The sequence below is a fragment of the Leptospira fletcheri genome, from assembly GCF_004769195.1.
Lineage (GTDB): Bacteria > Spirochaetota > Leptospiria > Leptospirales > Leptospiraceae > Leptospira_B > Leptospira_B fletcheri.
This window is the reverse complement of the sequence record NZ_RQET01000001.1, coordinates 459033-474571: the sequence shown is the minus strand read 5'-3', so window position 1 is coordinate 474571 and position 15539 is coordinate 459033. Positions and strand designations below refer to the sequence as shown.

At 44.5% G+C, this 15539-nt stretch carries 17 protein-coding genes and 1 pseudogene; 10 read left to right on the top strand and 8 right to left on the bottom strand.

The genetic code is table 11. The features are described from left to right. Positions 1-75: 75 nt before the first annotated feature. The 3 genes and pseudogenes from EHO60_RS02045 to EHO60_RS02035 all read right to left on the bottom strand — a co-directional run. Positions 76-549 (bottom strand): annotated as a pseudogene (locus EHO60_RS02045) (transposase); the annotation flags it as partial. A 99-nt stretch (positions 550-648) separates the two neighbouring features. Continuing rightward, on the bottom strand, positions 649-906 hold the full coding sequence (locus EHO60_RS02040) for a type II toxin-antitoxin system RelE family toxin (RefSeq protein WP_135766491.1): 258 nt from the start codon (positions 904-906) through the stop codon (positions 649-651). Beyond that, positions 899-1108, bottom strand: a complete 210-nt coding sequence (locus EHO60_RS02035; RefSeq protein WP_135766490.1) for a hypothetical protein — start codon at positions 1106-1108, stop codon at positions 899-901. The genes EHO60_RS02040 and EHO60_RS02035 overlap by 8 nt, the downstream gene beginning before the upstream one ends. A gap of 285 nt (positions 1109-1393) precedes the next feature. Between EHO60_RS02035 and EHO60_RS17070 the strand changes: the two genes are divergently transcribed. Beyond that, positions 1394-1627 carry a hypothetical protein gene (locus tag EHO60_RS17070; RefSeq protein ID WP_167880128.1) on the top strand — a complete coding sequence of 78 codons (234 nt, stop codon included), beginning with the start codon at positions 1394-1396 and terminating at the stop codon, positions 1625-1627. On the opposite strand, the gene EHO60_RS02030 is transcribed toward EHO60_RS17070, so the two are convergent. Continuing rightward, positions 1615-2565, bottom strand: a complete 951-nt coding sequence (locus EHO60_RS02030) for a fumarylacetoacetate hydrolase family protein (RefSeq protein ID WP_135766489.1) — start codon at positions 2563-2565, stop codon at positions 1615-1617. The genes EHO60_RS17070 and EHO60_RS02030 overlap by 13 nt on opposite strands. A gap of 149 nt (positions 2566-2714) precedes the next feature. Next, positions 2715-3119 (bottom strand): DUF2721 domain-containing protein, encoded by a 405-nt coding sequence (locus EHO60_RS02025; protein ID WP_135766488.1) that lies wholly within the window; start codon positions 3117-3119, stop codon positions 2715-2717. Between the two features lie 165 nt (positions 3120-3284). Here EHO60_RS02025 and EHO60_RS02020 point away from each other — a divergent pair, with 165 nt between their 5' ends. After that, positions 3285-3857, top strand: coding sequence for a TetR/AcrR family transcriptional regulator (locus EHO60_RS02020; protein WP_246028092.1), 573 nt, complete (start codon positions 3285-3287; stop codon positions 3855-3857). A 16-nt stretch (positions 3858-3873) separates the two neighbouring features. Here EHO60_RS02020 and EHO60_RS02015 read toward each other — a convergent pair whose 3' ends face one another. Next, positions 3874-4944, bottom strand: coding sequence for an amidohydrolase family protein (locus tag EHO60_RS02015; protein WP_135766486.1), 1071 nt, complete (start codon positions 4942-4944; stop codon positions 3874-3876). A 287-nt stretch (positions 4945-5231) separates the two neighbouring features. Here EHO60_RS02015 and EHO60_RS02010 point away from each other — a divergent pair, with 287 nt between their 5' ends. The 7 genes from EHO60_RS02010 to EHO60_RS01980 all read left to right on the top strand — a co-directional run bounded on the left by EHO60_RS02010 (position 5232) and on the right by EHO60_RS01980 (position 12503). Then, entirely contained in the window at positions 5232-6119 is an 888-nt protein-coding gene (locus EHO60_RS02010) for an alpha/beta fold hydrolase (protein WP_135766485.1), read from the top strand. A 1-nt stretch (position 6120) separates the two neighbouring features. Continuing rightward, entirely contained in the window at positions 6121-7104 is a 984-nt protein-coding gene (locus EHO60_RS02005) for a VOC family protein (protein WP_135766484.1), read from the top strand. 18 nt (positions 7105-7122) lie between these two features. Beyond that, positions 7123-8865: a bifunctional 3-(3-hydroxy-phenyl)propionate/3-hydroxycinnamic acid hydroxylase MhpA gene (gene mhpA, locus EHO60_RS02000; protein ID WP_135766483.1), complete on the top strand. Its 1743-nt coding sequence runs from the start codon at positions 7123-7125 to the stop codon at positions 8863-8865. A 1-nt stretch (position 8866) separates the two neighbouring features. Continuing rightward, a complete protein-coding gene (locus EHO60_RS01995) occupies positions 8867-9661 on the top strand; it encodes a 2-keto-4-pentenoate hydratase (protein ID WP_135766482.1) in 795 nt (264 codons plus the stop codon). 28 nt (positions 9662-9689) lie between these two features. Beyond that, positions 9690-10646: an acetaldehyde dehydrogenase (acetylating) gene (locus EHO60_RS01990; protein WP_135766481.1), complete on the top strand. Its 957-nt coding sequence runs from the start codon at positions 9690-9692 to the stop codon at positions 10644-10646. Then, positions 10643-11662 (top strand): 4-hydroxy-2-oxovalerate aldolase, encoded by a 1020-nt coding sequence (dmpG, locus tag EHO60_RS01985; protein WP_135766480.1) that lies wholly within the window; start codon positions 10643-10645, stop codon positions 11660-11662. The genes EHO60_RS01990 and dmpG overlap by 4 nt, the downstream gene beginning before the upstream one ends. Before the next feature lie 184 nt (positions 11663-11846). Next, the gene (locus tag EHO60_RS01980) at positions 11847-12503 is read left to right on the top strand and encodes a hypothetical protein (RefSeq protein ID WP_135766479.1); all 657 of its coding nucleotides are present in this window, start codon (positions 11847-11849) and stop codon (positions 12501-12503) included. A gap of 14 nt (positions 12504-12517) precedes the next feature. On the opposite strand, the gene EHO60_RS01975 is transcribed toward EHO60_RS01980, so the two are convergent. After that, positions 12518-13219: a Pr6Pr family membrane protein gene (locus EHO60_RS01975; protein ID WP_135766478.1), complete on the bottom strand. Its 702-nt coding sequence runs from the start codon at positions 13217-13219 to the stop codon at positions 12518-12520. 364 nt (positions 13220-13583) lie between these two features. Here EHO60_RS01975 and EHO60_RS01970 point away from each other — a divergent pair, with 364 nt between their 5' ends. Further along, entirely contained in the window at positions 13584-14582 is a 999-nt protein-coding gene (locus tag EHO60_RS01970) for a hypothetical protein (RefSeq protein WP_135766477.1), read from the top strand. A gap of 72 nt (positions 14583-14654) precedes the next feature. Here the strand turns inward: EHO60_RS01970 and EHO60_RS01965 are convergent, their stop codons facing one another. Then, positions 14655-15518 (bottom strand): VOC family protein, encoded by an 864-nt coding sequence (locus tag EHO60_RS01965; protein ID WP_135766476.1) that lies wholly within the window; start codon positions 15516-15518, stop codon positions 14655-14657. Positions 15519-15539 lie beyond the last annotated feature (21 nt).

The window sequence follows — 15539 nt, the reverse complement described above, 5'->3', positions numbered from 1 at the left end:
AATCATTTTCTCTTTCAGAAGAAACTGGGGCCACCGGTTTTTCGATGACTGTCAGGTGAATACTATCTCACCACATTTCTTTGGATCGGTCGGTCGCTTCGGGATGTACTTAGAGACAGTCCTTTCGGAAATATCGTATCCGATTTTTTGTAGCAAGCCGTGAAGTTTTGTTGCTCCCCAGATTCGATTTTCTTTGGCGACCCTTCGAATGAGCTTGATTACGGGCCAAGCGACATTGGGTCGTCCGGCCTTTTTTCGTTTGGAAATCGTTGCCCAGAAGGTCTTGAATTTCTGTTTTCTCCAAGTGAGAAGGGTGTCAGGAGAAACGATTGCGAGATTCGTTTTCCAATCGTAGAGAACATAGAAAAGTAAAACGAGGGTCAGTCGTTGGAAAGGTTTGGTATGAAACTTTTTCTTTCTTCGCTTGTAGGCTACGATTTGCGTCTTTAGGAATAGAATTTGAAGTTCAGTTTGGGTTTCCGTTTTGTGCTGAGACAGGAAGTAAAATAGAAAGAAGAAGTTTGTCAGGAGGGATAGCTTATAGTGCATTGTTGATTACTTTTATTTAAATAAAAGCATAGAAATAATATGTTCCAACGGCGGGAATATTAACTAAGAAGAGGTTATAAAAATTCGGTTGTAGGAGGATTAGGAATAGATATCTTTTCTATGCCCAATAGCGATAACCTCAACAACCAGTTTCATATCGACGATGTCGTAAATGATTCTATAGTCTCCTTTTCGAATGCGATAACCATCTCGTCCCTTTAGTTTTTTTACACCTTGAGGTTTTGGATTCTTCGCAAGGCTTTCAATTGTTTTGAGTAAAGTCTCTGCGACTGAATCCGGAAGTTTGTCGAGTTGTTTGCCTGCAGTTTTAGAGAGGAAGACGAAATATTCAGGCATGTTTCCGTTTAGTTTTTCTAGATCTAAGATAATCCGTTAGGGGAGTTGGCTTTTCGTTTTTAGCCTTAACTGCGTCGTAGAGTTTAATATCTTCGAGTTCTTCTGAGTTTTCGAGTAAGGTTTTATATTCTTTGATAGAAAGAACTACTGAGAGTTTCTTCCCTTTTTCGTCGGTAATAAATTGCGGATGAATTAGTTTCATATTATTTTCCCCATTTTACTTTTTCAGGATGTTGCTGCCTTACATTAGGATGGTATGTTTCTTTTCCAGTGGATAAGATCTGTGTCGGTATATTGTATTTTGCTTGGATTGAGGTTTTCCTATAAGACTTTGTTTGGCATTCTGCGACTCTTTTTAATTCCGATACGAAATTATAATTTATGAACTAAATCTACAAGCATTTTAGTGATAAAAATTTGGCTTAGAATCACAATTTGAGCGTGAGCCGGTAGAATCTCCGCGCACAACTCCGCGAAGGATCGAACCGTGGTCAAGTTATTGGAGGCGAGAAAAGATTCTGGTATTTCAAAAGAGCGCAATAACTTGACCGAAGGTGAGAGCCTGACCCGAGGGTGGAAACATGAAGGTATTAGAATAAAGGAAAATGCGAGGGACGCGGCCGAAGGAGGAGAAGCGAAGAAACAGGCAAGAAAACAAAGACTGTTGGACATCGAAGAAGGAATCGAATTTGCAGCGGCAGTGGCATTTCAGGATTCTTGAACTATGTCCAGGATTTGCTCTCCCAAGTCGATCCTCCGATCCGCGGTTCGGATGGAAGACCGTACCCTATCGTTCGGCTGTAAATACTCTTTTCGTTTGGATTGGCCTTTCACGAAGAGTTCCCATTTTTTCTTCTCGGATAAAAGTCCTGCGATCTTCTGGACGAATTTTCCAGGGGCCTTTAAGGCGCATCCGGAAGGTGTTCCGGTAAGTAAAACATCTCCTGGATTTATATTACAAAATTGAGATAGTTCCAGGATCGTTTCTATCGGTTTGTACACCAAATTGGACGCGCTGTCGTGCTGCCTAATTTCATCGTTTACCGTTAAGGTCAGCTCCAATTTCTCTAAAAGTTCGAAATCACCAGGCTCCAATACAGAAAGCATCGGCCCGGCGGGCAAAAAAGTTCTGTAGGATTTTCCTTTATACCACTGGAGTTGGGGAAGTTGGATGTCCCTCGCAGCGACATCGTTCGCCATAAAAAACGCCACTATAAATTGGGAAGCATTGTCCCGAGTGAGCTTGGTTTCGGAATCGATCCTTTTGCCGAAGACGAGTCCTAGTTCGATTTCATAATCCAATAGTTTCACATGTTTCGGACGGGCGATATTTCCCACGGGGGGAGATAGAGAAGCATCCGACTTTGTGAAAAACATATTATATGTTTTATCGTTCGGATTTAATCCGGATTCGATCAGATGTTGTCTGTAATTCGCACCTTGGCAAATGATCTGACAAGGTGCCGTGATCGGCGAAAGGATTAGGATCCGTTCCAAGGGTAGCTTAGTTCCCGTCTTATTTTTCCGACCTTTTGGGACGGATTTCAAAAATTCTGCCGTACTTACGTCCCCGAATTCCAAAGGAGTCAAGGATCCGTCCTTGTAAAATCCCCAATCAATTCGGTTTTTCCTTTGAAATCGAATATAGTTTTTCGCCATTCTTTATTCCTGTATCCCGTCTTGAGTGCAACGTCTTACACTTTGCTTATCGGCATGTGTTTTGCTATCTCTTTTATCCGTGAATATACATATTTATATAAATGAGAATATGATCAAAAATGATATTATAGTCAATAGAAAATGAGAATTCATTCGTGTAAATTTTCCTTTAATACGGCCTCTATTTCTATTTTTAGGGCCTGGGTCGAGAGGTGAATTTCGAGCAATGAATAGACCAAGGACAAGATCATGAATAGCAAGGAGGCGCCGAAGAATAGCCAAGCCAGAAGATTATAAAAAGAAACGAGCCCGATGGATAGGGTGCAGCAGATCAGGCTAAGGATTCCGAAAGATTGGGAGAATCGTACGAGTGAAATCCGAAATCGTAAATTCCGTACTTGGGCGAGGAGTAGTTCTTCTTTGGTTTCCCGGTATTTTTCCAGCAGTTGGCGTGCAAGAGAAGCGAGTCCGAAGAATCGATTCGTAAAGGCCAGCATTAAAAGCGAAATCGCCGGAAAAAGCAATCCGGGAGTATTATAAGAAAGTGAATCCATAGTCAAAGAAGGGAATTTCGGCTGATATAAAACAATCAATAAATGAGATTTCTCTCAATATTGTAGTTGCTCCGACTATCCTGAGACAAGTAATGGTAGGGAATGGCTGTCGCGAAACGTAGAAAAGTTTTACTTCCAAAGCGGGAAAGAACAAGGGCTCAAATTATGAATGCCGCTTTAAGATTGTTCGCGGTCAAGGATGCCGGGGAAACATCCATCGCGGAAGTTTCCGCGGAAGCGGAAGTTGCGAACGGTACTTTTTACAATTATTTCAAAACGAAAGAGGAGTTACTAGAGGCATCCGCGTTCGCTCTGGCTGAATCGTTGGTCTCGGAAGCGGTTCAGTTAATGCCGGATATCACAGATGGCGCGGAACGAATGGCGTTGGGAGGTATGCTTTTTTTAAAAAGGGCAAGAAACGATGCGGATTGGGGCTGGGCTTTGATCAGGGTCGCAGCAGCCGCACCCAGGATGAGCGAACTCCTGCGTGCCCAACCGTTAAAGGATATGCAGAAGGCGATTAAGGCGGGAAGGTTTACGATCGATTTCGAAGATGCTGCTTTGGGACTCTACGTAGGTGCATTGCATTATGGAATCAGAAATATTCTGGAAGGCCGGGCGAAAAACAAATCGCATGACGTCGATATGATCGCTTTAGTTTTGAAAGCATTCGGAGTTTCCGCGACTACCGCAAAGAACATCAGCCAAAAAGCCTTCGATAGAGTCTGGAAACAGTAGAATCTTTCCATTTCGATTAACGATTTCTGGCTTTCGAGGCGAAGCTAACGAATCTCTTAATCAATTGGAATTTGATCGTCGTACTTAAATTGATCCGGTCAAACTTCGGCGCAATCTCGGAGCCTTCCCCTTCCATCGTTAGACCGGGAAATAGTTTCAGCGCATGGACTCGTTCGATACCCTCAAGAGTGCTCGGCTCAAATTGTTCGAGTTTCGAGAGTTCCTCCCTTTGATGTATGACTAGGGGTTCCGGTGCAAACGGAAAATCGCTCCCGAATAGGATGTGATCCGGTTCCACTAATTCCTTTAATGCGGCCATCGCAAAAGGAGAAGGGGACAATGCCGTGTCAAAATAGAGTCTCCGTATGTAGGTTAGGATTCCTTGCGGGGCTTTTTCCAAAATTTCCGGGAGAAGATTTCCTAAAGAAATCCTCCAGGCAACATAGGGTAAAAAGCCTCCCGCATGTGCGAGAATCCATTTTATTCTGGGATATTTTTCGAATGTACCAGTATAAATCAGATTCACTGCGGCTCTAGTCGTATCGCATAGAAATTCCAATATAAAACCGGGGGTCTTTAATCCGAGCGTCTCGCTGCTGGGATGAATATCCGGATGAACGAACACTACGGCGTTTCTTCGGTCTAATTCATACATCAATTCATCGAAGTCCTGGTTACCTAAGAACTTTCCTCCGGTGCTTGCGAGGAGAACAACCCCTTCCGCTTTTAGTGTATCCAGGGCATAAACCGCTTCCCGGCACGACTCTTCCGGTAGGGGCATCGGTAATACCGCAAAAGAACCGAATCTATCCGGATACAGTTCCTTTATATTTTTTGCATATTCATTACAGCGCCGTGCTAAGGAAACCGCCGAGCCTTTATCTCCGAAATAGACACCCGGAGAGGAAATGGAAGTAATGGCGGTCCGGATCGCGTTCATATTCATAACATCTAAGGATCGTTCCGGGTTCCAAGAGGGAATCGGGGCTCCGGCCACGACTTTGATTCCCTGTCGATGCAATTCTTCGGTATAGAAAGAAGGGATAAAATGGTGATGTACGTCGATTGCTTTAATTGAATTGCACATGGGAAATCCTCCAGATCTTTTTCAGATTGAGACAAGGCTTTAAAAATAACATCCGTAATATAATAATATGTTCTCATAAATATGATATACGATTTAAAATGAGAATATTCTCAATAATATTTGTGTAGTCAATATTTTTTGATTGACATTTACATTTTATAGAGGAAGGTGCAAAAATTAAAAATAATTTAAAAATGAGAGATATCTCATAAATATTGTGTCTTAATGATAACGATCGTTCGGATATGGATCCGAAGTGTTGAAGGTTACGATTAGGGAAGTGACGTATGGAGCTGATGAACTTGGATTTGCGGGACGGATTTAAACTTTTAGAGGTAGGGACGAGAAAAATTCAATTTTATGAAATCGGATCGGGAGAACCGGTTTTGATGTTGCATGGAGGCGGACCTGGAGCCTCCGGAATATCGAATTATTCCAAGAACATAGAGGCTCTCGCGGAGAGTTTTAGAGTGATCGTTCCGGATATGCCCGGATATGGCGGATCTACGAAGGGCATTAATCGAAAAGATCCTTTCGGGGATCTTGCCGGAGCTATGTTACAGTTTTTAAAAGGTTTAGGTATATATAAAGCTCATCTAATCGGAAACTCTCTGGGTGGGGCATGCGCTTTAAGAATGGGATTAGAGAGCCCGAATGTAGTTTCTTCTCTTGTCCTGATGGGACCGGGAGGAGTGGATACTACCCGTTCTCTTCCTACAAAAGGATTAAATCGTCTCTTCGATTATTATTCCGGTAAAGGGCCGAGTCTTGAGAAGATAACTGAATTCATACGGAAGTATTTGGTGTATGAGGGTTCAGAAATACCTTCCTCCCTAATCGAAGAAAGATATAAATCTAGCATCGACCCGGATGTTGTGGAAGCGCCTCCTTTGCGCAGGCCGAAAGGAATTCCGAATTTTAAGAATTTCGATTTTACACGGGACCCTCGGCTCTCGAAATGCGAAATCCCTACTTTGCTACTTTGGGGGACGGAAGACAAGGTCAATCGATCGAGCGGCGGGCTGTCCTTGCAGAAACGGATGCAGAATTGCGATCTGTATTTATTCAGTAAGACCGGACATTGGGTTCAGTGGGAACGGGCAGAAGAATTCAACTATATTACGAAATCTTTTATTTGTATACATTCTCAATCCGAAATACGGGTAAGGGGTTGATATGTCCGAAATGTCTCAGAAGAATCGGTTCAATTCCTCTCAATTGGGATATACGATCATAGAGTCCAATCGTTTGGACAAATGGGTTATATTCGGTAGGGATGCGATTGGGATGCATGCGGAATATCTCTCCGAAGATACGCTAGCTTTTAGATTGGATTCCCACACTCGGAGAATCCTGATTCAAAAAGGAGAATCGGAAGATTTTACGACTTTAGGATTCCAGGTAATAGGCGAAGGATATTTGGAAAAAATATTAGAAACATTAAAGAAACGAAATGTGGAGATAGAAAAAGGAACTGAAGAAGAGGCGGGTTCGAGAGGCGTAAAATCCTTTTGGAGATTTTACGGTCCTAAGGGATTGCGAATCGAGATCTTTACGGATCCGATCCTGACTGATGCACCGTTGAGTATGTTATCCAAAGGTTTTGTCACGGGCCAGTTCGGAATGGGGCATGTAGCGATGGTCTCGAAACGACCGGAAAGGATGATCGAATTCTGGAAAGAGATTTTCGGAGCTAGAATCAGCGATTCTATTGAGCAAAAATTGTCCGGTATGACCGTAGATATTACCTTTCTAAGAATGAATCCAAGGCATCACTCCGTAGCCGTCGCTTCGACAAAAGGTCTTCCTATGGATCCCATACCCACTCGTCTCCAACATTTGAATCTAGAAGTGAAGAATTTGGAGGATATGACGGGAGCGTATCTGCGTTGCAAAAAATTAGGATTCGAGATTGCCCATGGGATAGGACAACACCCTAACGATTTGGAATTGTCTTTTTATGCGATCACTCCTTCAGGTTTCGAATTCGAGGTGGGATGGAATCCGATACCGGTGAACGAAACCAGTTGGAAAGAGAAGAAATACAAACAGATCAGCTCTTGGGGACACCAGCCAGAGACTTCTACTGTGTTGCCTAGAATACAGGAATTCCGTCGTGGGATCGCTTCGTTGTTCCGTTCGGAGTTTATTCCGTTTTAATATTGGAGGTTTCATAGAATGGAAAAGTTAAATCGGTCGAATGAAACCGAATATGATGTCGCGATTGTCGGGCTCGGGCCTACGGGATTAACTCTTGCACATATTCTGGGTAAAAAAGGACTAAGAGTCGTCGTTCTCGAAAAAGAACCGGTGTTTTACGGGAATGCAAGGGCGGTATATACGGACGACGAATGTCTCCGTGTGTTTCAAGCAGCCGGTCTCGCGGAAGATCTGCATAAGGATATGATGTTCGATATCCCGGTCCAATTTACTCGTGAGGATGGAACTCCCATCGGTCAGTATGCTCCGACAGGAACTCCGAATGGATGGCCTATCGTCAATTTTCTATACCAACCGTATCTGGAAACGAAACTTAGCGAAAGATTAAGTTACTATCCGAACGTAAAGGTCCTGAGGGGAAGAGAGTTTAGATCTCTTACACAAGATTCGGAAGGAGTCGTCGTATATCACATTTCTTCAGAAGGAACGGCTTACGGTCAAAGACAGGAAAATCCGAAGCCGAAAGACCAGGAGGATGAACGATCCGTTCGGGCCTTATTTATGATCGCTTGCGATGGAGGAAGAAGCAAGGTACGCGAATTTCTGAATATTAAACTCAAAGGAAAAAATTTTCCTGAGCCTTGGTTGGTTGTGGATTTGAAACAGAAAAATATAGAATTGGGGCTTCGACATCTACCTTATTTCAATTTTTATTGTGATCCGAACGGACCTGTCGTGAGTTGTCCCCAACCCGACGGTTATCATCGATTCGAATTCAGGCTGAAAGCAGGTACTTCCAAGGAATATATGGAAAACCCGGAGACGATTCGGCTGTTACTGTCCAAACACGTAAATCCGGATCATTTCGAAGTGAAGCGTAGGCTGGTTTACACTTTTAACGGACTTGTCGCGGATCAATGGAGAGTGGGACGGGTGCTTCTCGCCGGAGATGCCGCTCATATGACCCCGCAGTTTATGGGGCAGGGCATGAGTTCCGGTGTACGAGATGCTCACAATCTAGGTTGGAAACTGATCGAGGTCATCTTCGGTAGAGCCGGGGAAAAATTATTGGATACCTATCAGAGCGAAAGGCATTTTCACGCAAAAGAAATGATCCTGATTTCCACGCTCTTAAAGGACGTCGTTTCCTTGGAAAATAAGTTTCTCGCCGCCTTACGCGACGCGTTATTGAAAGCGGTCAAAAGGATCCCTAGTTTGTATGATATTTTACGTGAGGGAAAATTCAAACCGAAACCAAAATATAAAAAAGGAAGCTATTTCGGTTTGGCCAGGGATTCGTCGAACTTACATGCAGGTACTTTAATGCCTCAACCGAATCTTCAAGTCTTTGACGGTTCGATCCGAAAAATGGACGAGATCTTCGGAGATTCCTATGCCCTGATCGGACAGGGAATCGACCCAAGGAAGGGCCTTTCGGAGGCGTCTCTTTCCCTTTTGAACTCTCTAGGTACGAAGTATATTACGATTTATGAAAAAGGAAAAAGACCGCAAGGAATCCGAGGAATCGCTCGGGATTTCGATCCGAATCTGGAAGAAGTAGAGGATATTTACGGTCTTCTGATCACTTGGTTTCGTAAGGCAGGATACAAACGGGACGGAATCGTTTTGCTTCGTCCTGATAAGTTCGTTTTCGGAATGGCCAAGGGGACAGGGAAAACGCTCGTAAGAGAATTGGAACGTAGGCTGGACTTAAAGTCCGCTATTTCCCGCATAAAAATTCGAGAATTTGCAAAGGTATAGGATGAACAGTATTGTAGATTCCTCTAATATAAAATCCGCCGCTTCCGCTTTATGGGAAGCGAGGAAAAACGGGAAACCGATCCCGCCTATATCCCAGACATACGGTATCCAAGGCTTAGAGATTTCGTATGAAATAGCCAAGGTCAATCACATGGAAAGATTGAAAACCGGAGTCAAGGAAATCGGAAAGAAGATCGGACTTACGTCCAGAATCGTTCAGCTCCAGCTCGGAGTGGATCAGCCTGATTTCGGAACGCTTTTCTCCGATATGGAGTATTTGGATTCCGATGAGATCCCTACCTCTATACTTCTTCAACCGAAGATAGAGGCGGAAGTCGCTTTCGTATTGGCTAGAGATATCGAGGGAAATGTGCCGAGTTATGGGGAGTTTATAAATTCGATTTTGTATGCTTTGCCCGCCTTGGAAATCGTTGATAGTGCCATCGAAAATTGGAAAATCAAATTGGAAGACACTGTGGCAGACAACGCGTCCTGCGGGCTTTATATTTTGGGCAACCAGCCTCTCGCTCTGGGAAATCTGGATCTGGCGGGAGTGGGAATGGCTCTCAGAAAAAACGGAAAAGTCGAATCCGTTGGTTCAGGGGCGGCTTGTTTGAACCATCCTATTCGGGCAGCATATTGGTTGTCAAAAAATCTAATAGAAAGGGGAGAAGGTCTTAGGACCGGAGAAGTCATTCTATCCGGCGCGTTAGGTCCCATGGTTTCCATTCAGTCGGGAGACAATATAGACGCGGAGATCACAGGGTTAGGAAGAGTCTCCTGTAGAATGGTTTGATATTACTTTTATAAATCAGGAAATTCTTATGCAAGAAAAAGTAAAGACCGCAATTTTAGGATCGGGAAATATCGGAACGGATTTGATGATTAAAATCCTAAAGAGATCCAGATATTTGGAGATGGGGGCGTTGGTCGGTATCGACCAGAGATCGGAGGGATTAGCTAGGGCGGATAGGATGGGGGTCCCGACAACATACAGAGGTGTAGAAGGTTTATTAGAACTCCCGAATTTTCATGAAATCGAGATCGTATTCGATGCAACTTCCGCTTCCTCGCATATCGAGAACGAGAGAACGTTGAGAGAAGCAAATCCGAATATTCGCATGATCGATTTGACTCCGGCGGCGATCGGCCCCTATTGTGTTCCGGTTGTGAATTTGGATCAGAGCATAAGTCGGAATAATATCAACATGATTACTTGCGGTGGGCAGGCGACGGTTCCCATGGTATACGCAGTGTCTAGGATCGCGGAAGTTTATTATGCGGAAATCGTAGCTTCGATCAGTAGTAAATCCGCCGGCCCCGGAACAAGAGCGAATATCGACGAATTTACGGAAACGACTTCCAAAGCGTTGGAACTTGTAGGAGGGGCAAAAAAAGGAAAATCTATCATTGTGATGAATCCTGCGGAACCTCCTCCGATGATGAGGGACACGATCTATGTGCTTTCTAAATTGGCGGATACATCCATAATTGAAACATCTATTTTAGAAATGGAGAAATCGGTCCAAAGCTACGTGCCAGGATATCGCCTGAAGCAACGAGTTTTGTTCGATATCGTTCCGGAAGATAAGCCTCTGAAAATTCCCGGGACGGGAACGTTTTCGGGATTAAAAACCACTATTTTTCTGGAGGTGGAAGGAGCCGCCCATTATCTTCCTTCTTTTGCTGGAAATCTGGACATTATGACTTCCGCCGCTCTCGCTACCGGGGAAAGAATTGTAGAATTACAAAATATTAAAGTACAGGAGGTCGCTAAATGAATCACCTCGAGAAAAAAAAGCTTTTCATTTCGGATGTGACTTTACGGGACGGAAGTCATGCGATCCGTCATCAATATTCCTTGACGCATGTGAAAAATATCGTGCAGGCACTCGATCATGCTAAAGTCGATAGTATAGAGATCGCGCACGGTGACGGTCTGCAAGGTTCCAGTTTTAATTACGGTTTTTCCGCACATACCGATCTGGAGATGATCGAGGAAGCCGTTAAAATAGTAAGGAATGCGAAAATTGCAACCTTACTTCTCCCTGGTATTGGAACGGTTCACGATCTTAGGGACGCCTATAACGCCGGGGTTCGTTCCGTAAGGGTCGCGACCCATTGTACCGAGGCAGATATCTCCAAGCAACCTATAGAACAGGCGAAACTTCTCGGAATGGATGTCGTCGGATTTTTGATGATGAGCCATATGATCTCTCCGGAGAAACTCGCAGAACAAGGAAAATTGATGGAGAGCTACGGAGCGGAATGTATCTACGTAGTAGATTCCGGTGGAGCTATGAATATGAACGACGTCCGTGATCGTTTCCGCGCCATGAAGGAGATTTTAAAACCGGAAACCCAAACCGGAATTCATGCCCATCATAATCTTTCTCTAGGAGTGGCGAATTCGATCGTTGCCGTCGAAGAGGGTTGCGATCGGATTGATGCGAGCCTCGCGGGGATGGGGGCAGGGGCGGGCAACGCTCCCTTGGAAGTATTCATAGCGGCCGCTTCCCGATTGGGCTGGAATCATGGAACCGATCTATTTATCCTAATGGATGCCGCGGAGGAATTCGTTCGTCCGTTGCAGGATAGACCCGTTCGAGTCGATCGAGAAACCTTAGCTCTCGGTTATGCGGGAGTTTACTCTAGTTTTCTACGTCATGCAGAGGAAGCGTCACGTAAGTTCGGCCTTAAGACGGTGGATATCCTGGTCGAATTGGGGAAACGAAAAATGGTCGGTGGACAAGAGGATATGATCGTAGATGTGGCACTGGATCTATTCAAGAGATGAAGAAAGTTTCGTAAGATTTTATCATTTCGAATCTGAAAGTTCTTTGTATTCGATTTGATTCTTTCTCTCGCCGATTTGAAGGACCAAACATTGTTCTTCCAGCAGGGCATTCTATACTTTGGTCGCTCAGTTATTTTTCCTCTTTTCGATTGACAGGGAGGAAAAGCGGTCGCCTGCTAAAACCATGTCACCCTCGCTTCGTAAGTTCAATTTAACGACTCATGTTGCCGTCTCTGTCGGCTGGATGGGAGCTGTCGTTAGTTTTTTGGTTTTAAGCATCGCCGGAATCGCTAGTGCGAATGCCGAGGTCGTTCGAAGTTCTTATATTTCCATGGATCTTGTGAGTAAATACGCAATCCTCCCGATGAGTCTTGCCTCCGTATTGACCGGACTGATTCTTGCTTTCGGAACTCCTTGGGGTTTATTTCGGTATTACTGGGTATTCATAAAGTTTCTTTTGGGAGTTTTTGCTACGATTGCTTTGATTTTACACCAGTTCGTCGCCATTTCCGAGGCCTCGAAAGGAGTAATGATCGCTACGGCGGGATCGTTTCCGAATCCAGGTAAGTTGGGTCCGCAATTGGTGCTAGATGCCGCTCTTGCGTTTTTCGTTTTGTTCTTTGCGACTCTTCTATCCGTTTACAAACCTTGGGGGATGATATCGAAGGCCCCTAGTAAGGCAGAAACGGATGGAGTTTCCTCTCGCAACATAGAGAATCCTCGATTTTCAAATTTGAAGCTTAAGATTCTCCTGGGATCCATCGCGATAGCTATCATTCTATTCGCGATATTCCATATCTCTAAGAATGGTTTTGGGAACCACATTCCTTCCGGAATTTAAGTAATTCTTAATATTTAATTGGATTCGATTCTCGTTGAAATACGGGGTCCGATCCAACGCTCGATCACTGCAAGGAATCCGGCAATGATCAGGAATAAGATAAAAATAGCCGCGATATAGATCGAGACGCCTCCATATCCTAAATTGGTTACGTCGAGTATATTGTACGGGTACCACACTAAAATCGCACCTCTCACCAGAGTAAAAATTGCGTACGCGATCGGAACTAGAGCGGCTATCGCAACTCTCTTTACGGAAACGGATCCTTTCGGGCCGTAGATAAGCCAACCTAATATGGCGAGCGATGGATTTATGGCATGCTGGATCGTGCTTGCCAAAGAGGCAATTTGATCCGGACGTGGTGAGTTCTTTAGAACGAAATTAAATACGATGCATGTAATGGTAATATCGATGATCCCTACGAGACGCCAAATATGAAATTGATCGGAGGTCCGAACCGGATTCAGAGCCAGCAGAAAGGCGCTGATTCCTATGATGATATTCGACTGGGTCGTAAAATAGAAAAAATGATTGAATAAACCGTCCAAACCGGGGCCGAACGTTCGAGTGAAGCCGGCGTTCGGAGGCAATACGCTTTTATGATGATAGGCACTGTACAATTCCAAAGAAACTCCGACGAGGCATAAAAAGGCGCTTAAGCCGAAAAAAAGGCGAAAATTCAAAAGTTTGCGTTCCGAAGTATTTTCTTTGTTCATGTTTGTTTTTCCCTTCCGTTCTTCTTATTAGTGATTTGTTATATTTTGTAAGCAATCAGTCTAAAATGCCGTATATGCAGGTTGCTCCCGAAAAAATCTAGATCCGATAAAAATCAGAACCAAACCGTCCGGATGTACTTTCTTGGATATGAAAACCCGGAATCATTGTCTATGATTTATTTTTCGAAGAACGGTCCTTCTCGCGGCGTCGGATCTAGGGTTGGCGGATTTTTAAGGCTTGAATCTCCGGATGTGGAGATTACGATCGAGTCCAATTTTTTACGTCAGAAAACCGTAAGATGCTCACAACGGGAGGGGTTGAACAGGAGCGAAGTTGCGTGCAGTTTCGTCGGAACGATCGATTATGGGAAAAATACTGTATCTATTAGGGGCAGGAGCGAGCGCCTCCTGTATTTCGGTCGTGAAGGAGATTCATGGCGATCTGACCTCTTTTGCGAACTCTATCTATAAGAAATCGGAGGGATCCCCCTCTTTCAAACGCGATATTAAGTTCTCGGAGGTTCTTGTAAGCGAATTCCTGGCGGATTGCCGGTGGCTCGGGCGGGAAGCTCAATCTCATGGAACGATGGATTTGTTTGCCAAAAAATTGTATCTTCTGAAAAGAGAGGAGGAGCTTCGCAGATTGAAATTGACCCTTTCTTTTTATCTTTTATTCGCGCAGATGCGGACAAAACACGATATCCGGTACGACGTGTTTTTGACCACTATCGCGCAGCTTGAGGAGAATTCTATCAGGCTTCCTATGGATTTGATCGTCAGCACCTGGAATTACGACAATCAAATTATGATTTCCTTATTGAGCTTACTGGGTCTTTTCGAGCCGGATTTTGCGAGAGAGCATATGAACATTTATCCTTGGCACCGAAGTTTGGAGCACAACGATAGGATCCCCGAGCTTTTTCATTTTAACGGACTCGCAGGATTCGGCAGCTTCGATGCCATGCCTTTCAATCTCTATTCTCTGCTTAAGGAAGGGTTGACCGATAAATCGATCGATGATTTCAATCAGAGTTACCAAAAAAGCTCCAACGGATCCGAAAAATTCCAAATCGACTTCGCCTGGGAAGCGAGCACGGAAATCGCGAAAGTTCGAAAGAAATTCCTGGAGAGGATTGCGGACGTTCGAACCCTCGTAGTCGTCGGGTACTCTTTTCCAACCTTTAATCGGGAATTCGATCGGACCGTTTTTGCGAAATGTCCGTCCTTATCCAAGATCTATGTCCAGGACATCCAACCGGAAGGACCGATCGAGCGTTTGAGAAGCTTACTCGATAAAGCTGTGGAAATCGTACCGGTGCGCGGTGTGGATCAATTTTATATTCCGATCGAGTTGAAAGTATAATCCTGCACTGCGCATCCTCGATACGCTCGAACCTTCGCTCAAGGAAATACGGAAGCTTCGAAATTTCTCCGCTTAGTTCTTTGCCGCATATGCGTTTTTTAAACCCTCGATTTCGATCTTTCCCATCTGTAGCATCGCTCCTAAGACTTTCTCGGATTTTTCGCGATCCTTGTCGTGCAGGAGTTCTCCTAGGATGGGAGGAATGATTTGCCAGGAGACTCCGAACCTATCTTTTACCCATCCGCATCTTTGCTTTTCCCCACCCTCGGAAAGTTTTTCCCAATATTCGTCTATCTCCGATTGGGTTTCGCATTTAACGAAAAATGAAATCGCCTGGCTGAAGTTAAATTGGTGCGGAATCCCGCTATCGATCGCCATGAAATCCAGTCCGGAAAGGGAAAACTTCGCACGCTTGATCGTGCCTTCCTTTCCGGGTCCTTCCGCACCCATCTTCTCGATTTCCACTATCTTCGAATCCGGAAATTCGGCTGTATAAAAGCGGATCGCTTCTTCCGCTTTGCCGAAATTCTCACCGGAGAACATTAAGAACGGATAAATTTTTTCCTCCTGCTCCGAAAGGTTCAATTGCCAGGAGACACCGAATCTGTCCTGCAGCCAGCCGAATTTCCCGCTGAACGGATAGCTTCCGAGTTCCATGAGTACGGATCCGCCCCGTTTGAATTCATTCCAGAGAAGTTCCAGGTCCTCGTTCTTTTTACAATTCACGAAAAGCGAAATAGAAGGGGTAAATTTGAAATGCGGTCCTCCGTTAAACGATAGAAATTCCTGTCCATAGATGGAGAAGGTCGCGGACATCACGGATCCGTCGGCTCGATTTAACTCACGTATCTCGGAGGTTCGGAACGAGGATTTGTAGAGCTCCAATGCCTCGCCCAAATTGTTGTCGAACATGAAAAAAGGGGTGATCTTTCCCATAAAATTTCCTCTTTGTATTAA

Excerpts from the sequence above, each read along its gene's own strand:
- EHO60_RS02040 (WP_135766491.1), bottom strand. The coding sequence starts at position 906 with ATGCCTGAATATTTCGTCTTCCTCTCTAAAACTGCAGGCAAACAACTC.
- EHO60_RS02035 (WP_135766490.1), bottom strand. The coding sequence starts at position 1,108 with ATGAAACTAATTCATCCGCAATTTATTACCGACGAAAAAGGGAAGAAA.
- EHO60_RS02030 (WP_135766489.1), bottom strand. The coding sequence starts at position 2,565 with ATGGCGAAAAACTATATTCGATTTCAAAGGAAAAACCGAATTGATTGG.
- EHO60_RS02025 (WP_135766488.1), bottom strand. The coding sequence starts at position 3,119 with ATGGATTCACTTTCTTATAATACTCCCGGATTGCTTTTTCCGGCGATT.
- EHO60_RS02020 (WP_246028092.1), top strand. The coding sequence starts at position 3,285 with ATGAATGCCGCTTTAAGATTGTTCGCGGTCAAGGATGCCGGGGAAACA.
- EHO60_RS02015 (WP_135766486.1), bottom strand. The coding sequence starts at position 4,944 with ATGTGCAATTCAATTAAAGCAATCGACGTACATCACCATTTTATCCCT.
- EHO60_RS02010 (WP_135766485.1), top strand. The coding sequence starts at position 5,232 with ATGGAGCTGATGAACTTGGATTTGCGGGACGGATTTAAACTTTTAGAG.
- EHO60_RS02005 (WP_135766484.1), top strand. The coding sequence starts at position 6,121 with ATGTCCGAAATGTCTCAGAAGAATCGGTTCAATTCCTCTCAATTGGGA.
- mhpA (WP_135766483.1), top strand. The coding sequence starts at position 7,123 with ATGGAAAAGTTAAATCGGTCGAATGAAACCGAATATGATGTCGCGATT.
- EHO60_RS01995 (WP_135766482.1), top strand. The coding sequence starts at position 8,867 with ATGAACAGTATTGTAGATTCCTCTAATATAAAATCCGCCGCTTCCGCT.
- EHO60_RS01990 (WP_135766481.1), top strand. The coding sequence starts at position 9,690 with ATGCAAGAAAAAGTAAAGACCGCAATTTTAGGATCGGGAAATATCGGA.
- dmpG (WP_135766480.1), top strand. The coding sequence starts at position 10,643 with ATGAATCACCTCGAGAAAAAAAAGCTTTTCATTTCGGATGTGACTTTA.
- EHO60_RS01980 (WP_135766479.1), top strand. The coding sequence starts at position 11,847 with ATGTCACCCTCGCTTCGTAAGTTCAATTTAACGACTCATGTTGCCGTC.
- EHO60_RS01975 (WP_135766478.1), bottom strand. The coding sequence starts at position 13,219 with ATGAACAAAGAAAATACTTCGGAACGCAAACTTTTGAATTTTCGCCTT.
- EHO60_RS01970 (WP_135766477.1), top strand. The coding sequence starts at position 13,584 with ATGGGAAAAATACTGTATCTATTAGGGGCAGGAGCGAGCGCCTCCTGT.
- EHO60_RS01965 (WP_135766476.1), bottom strand. The coding sequence starts at position 15,518 with ATGGGAAAGATCACCCCTTTTTTCATGTTCGACAACAATTTGGGCGAG.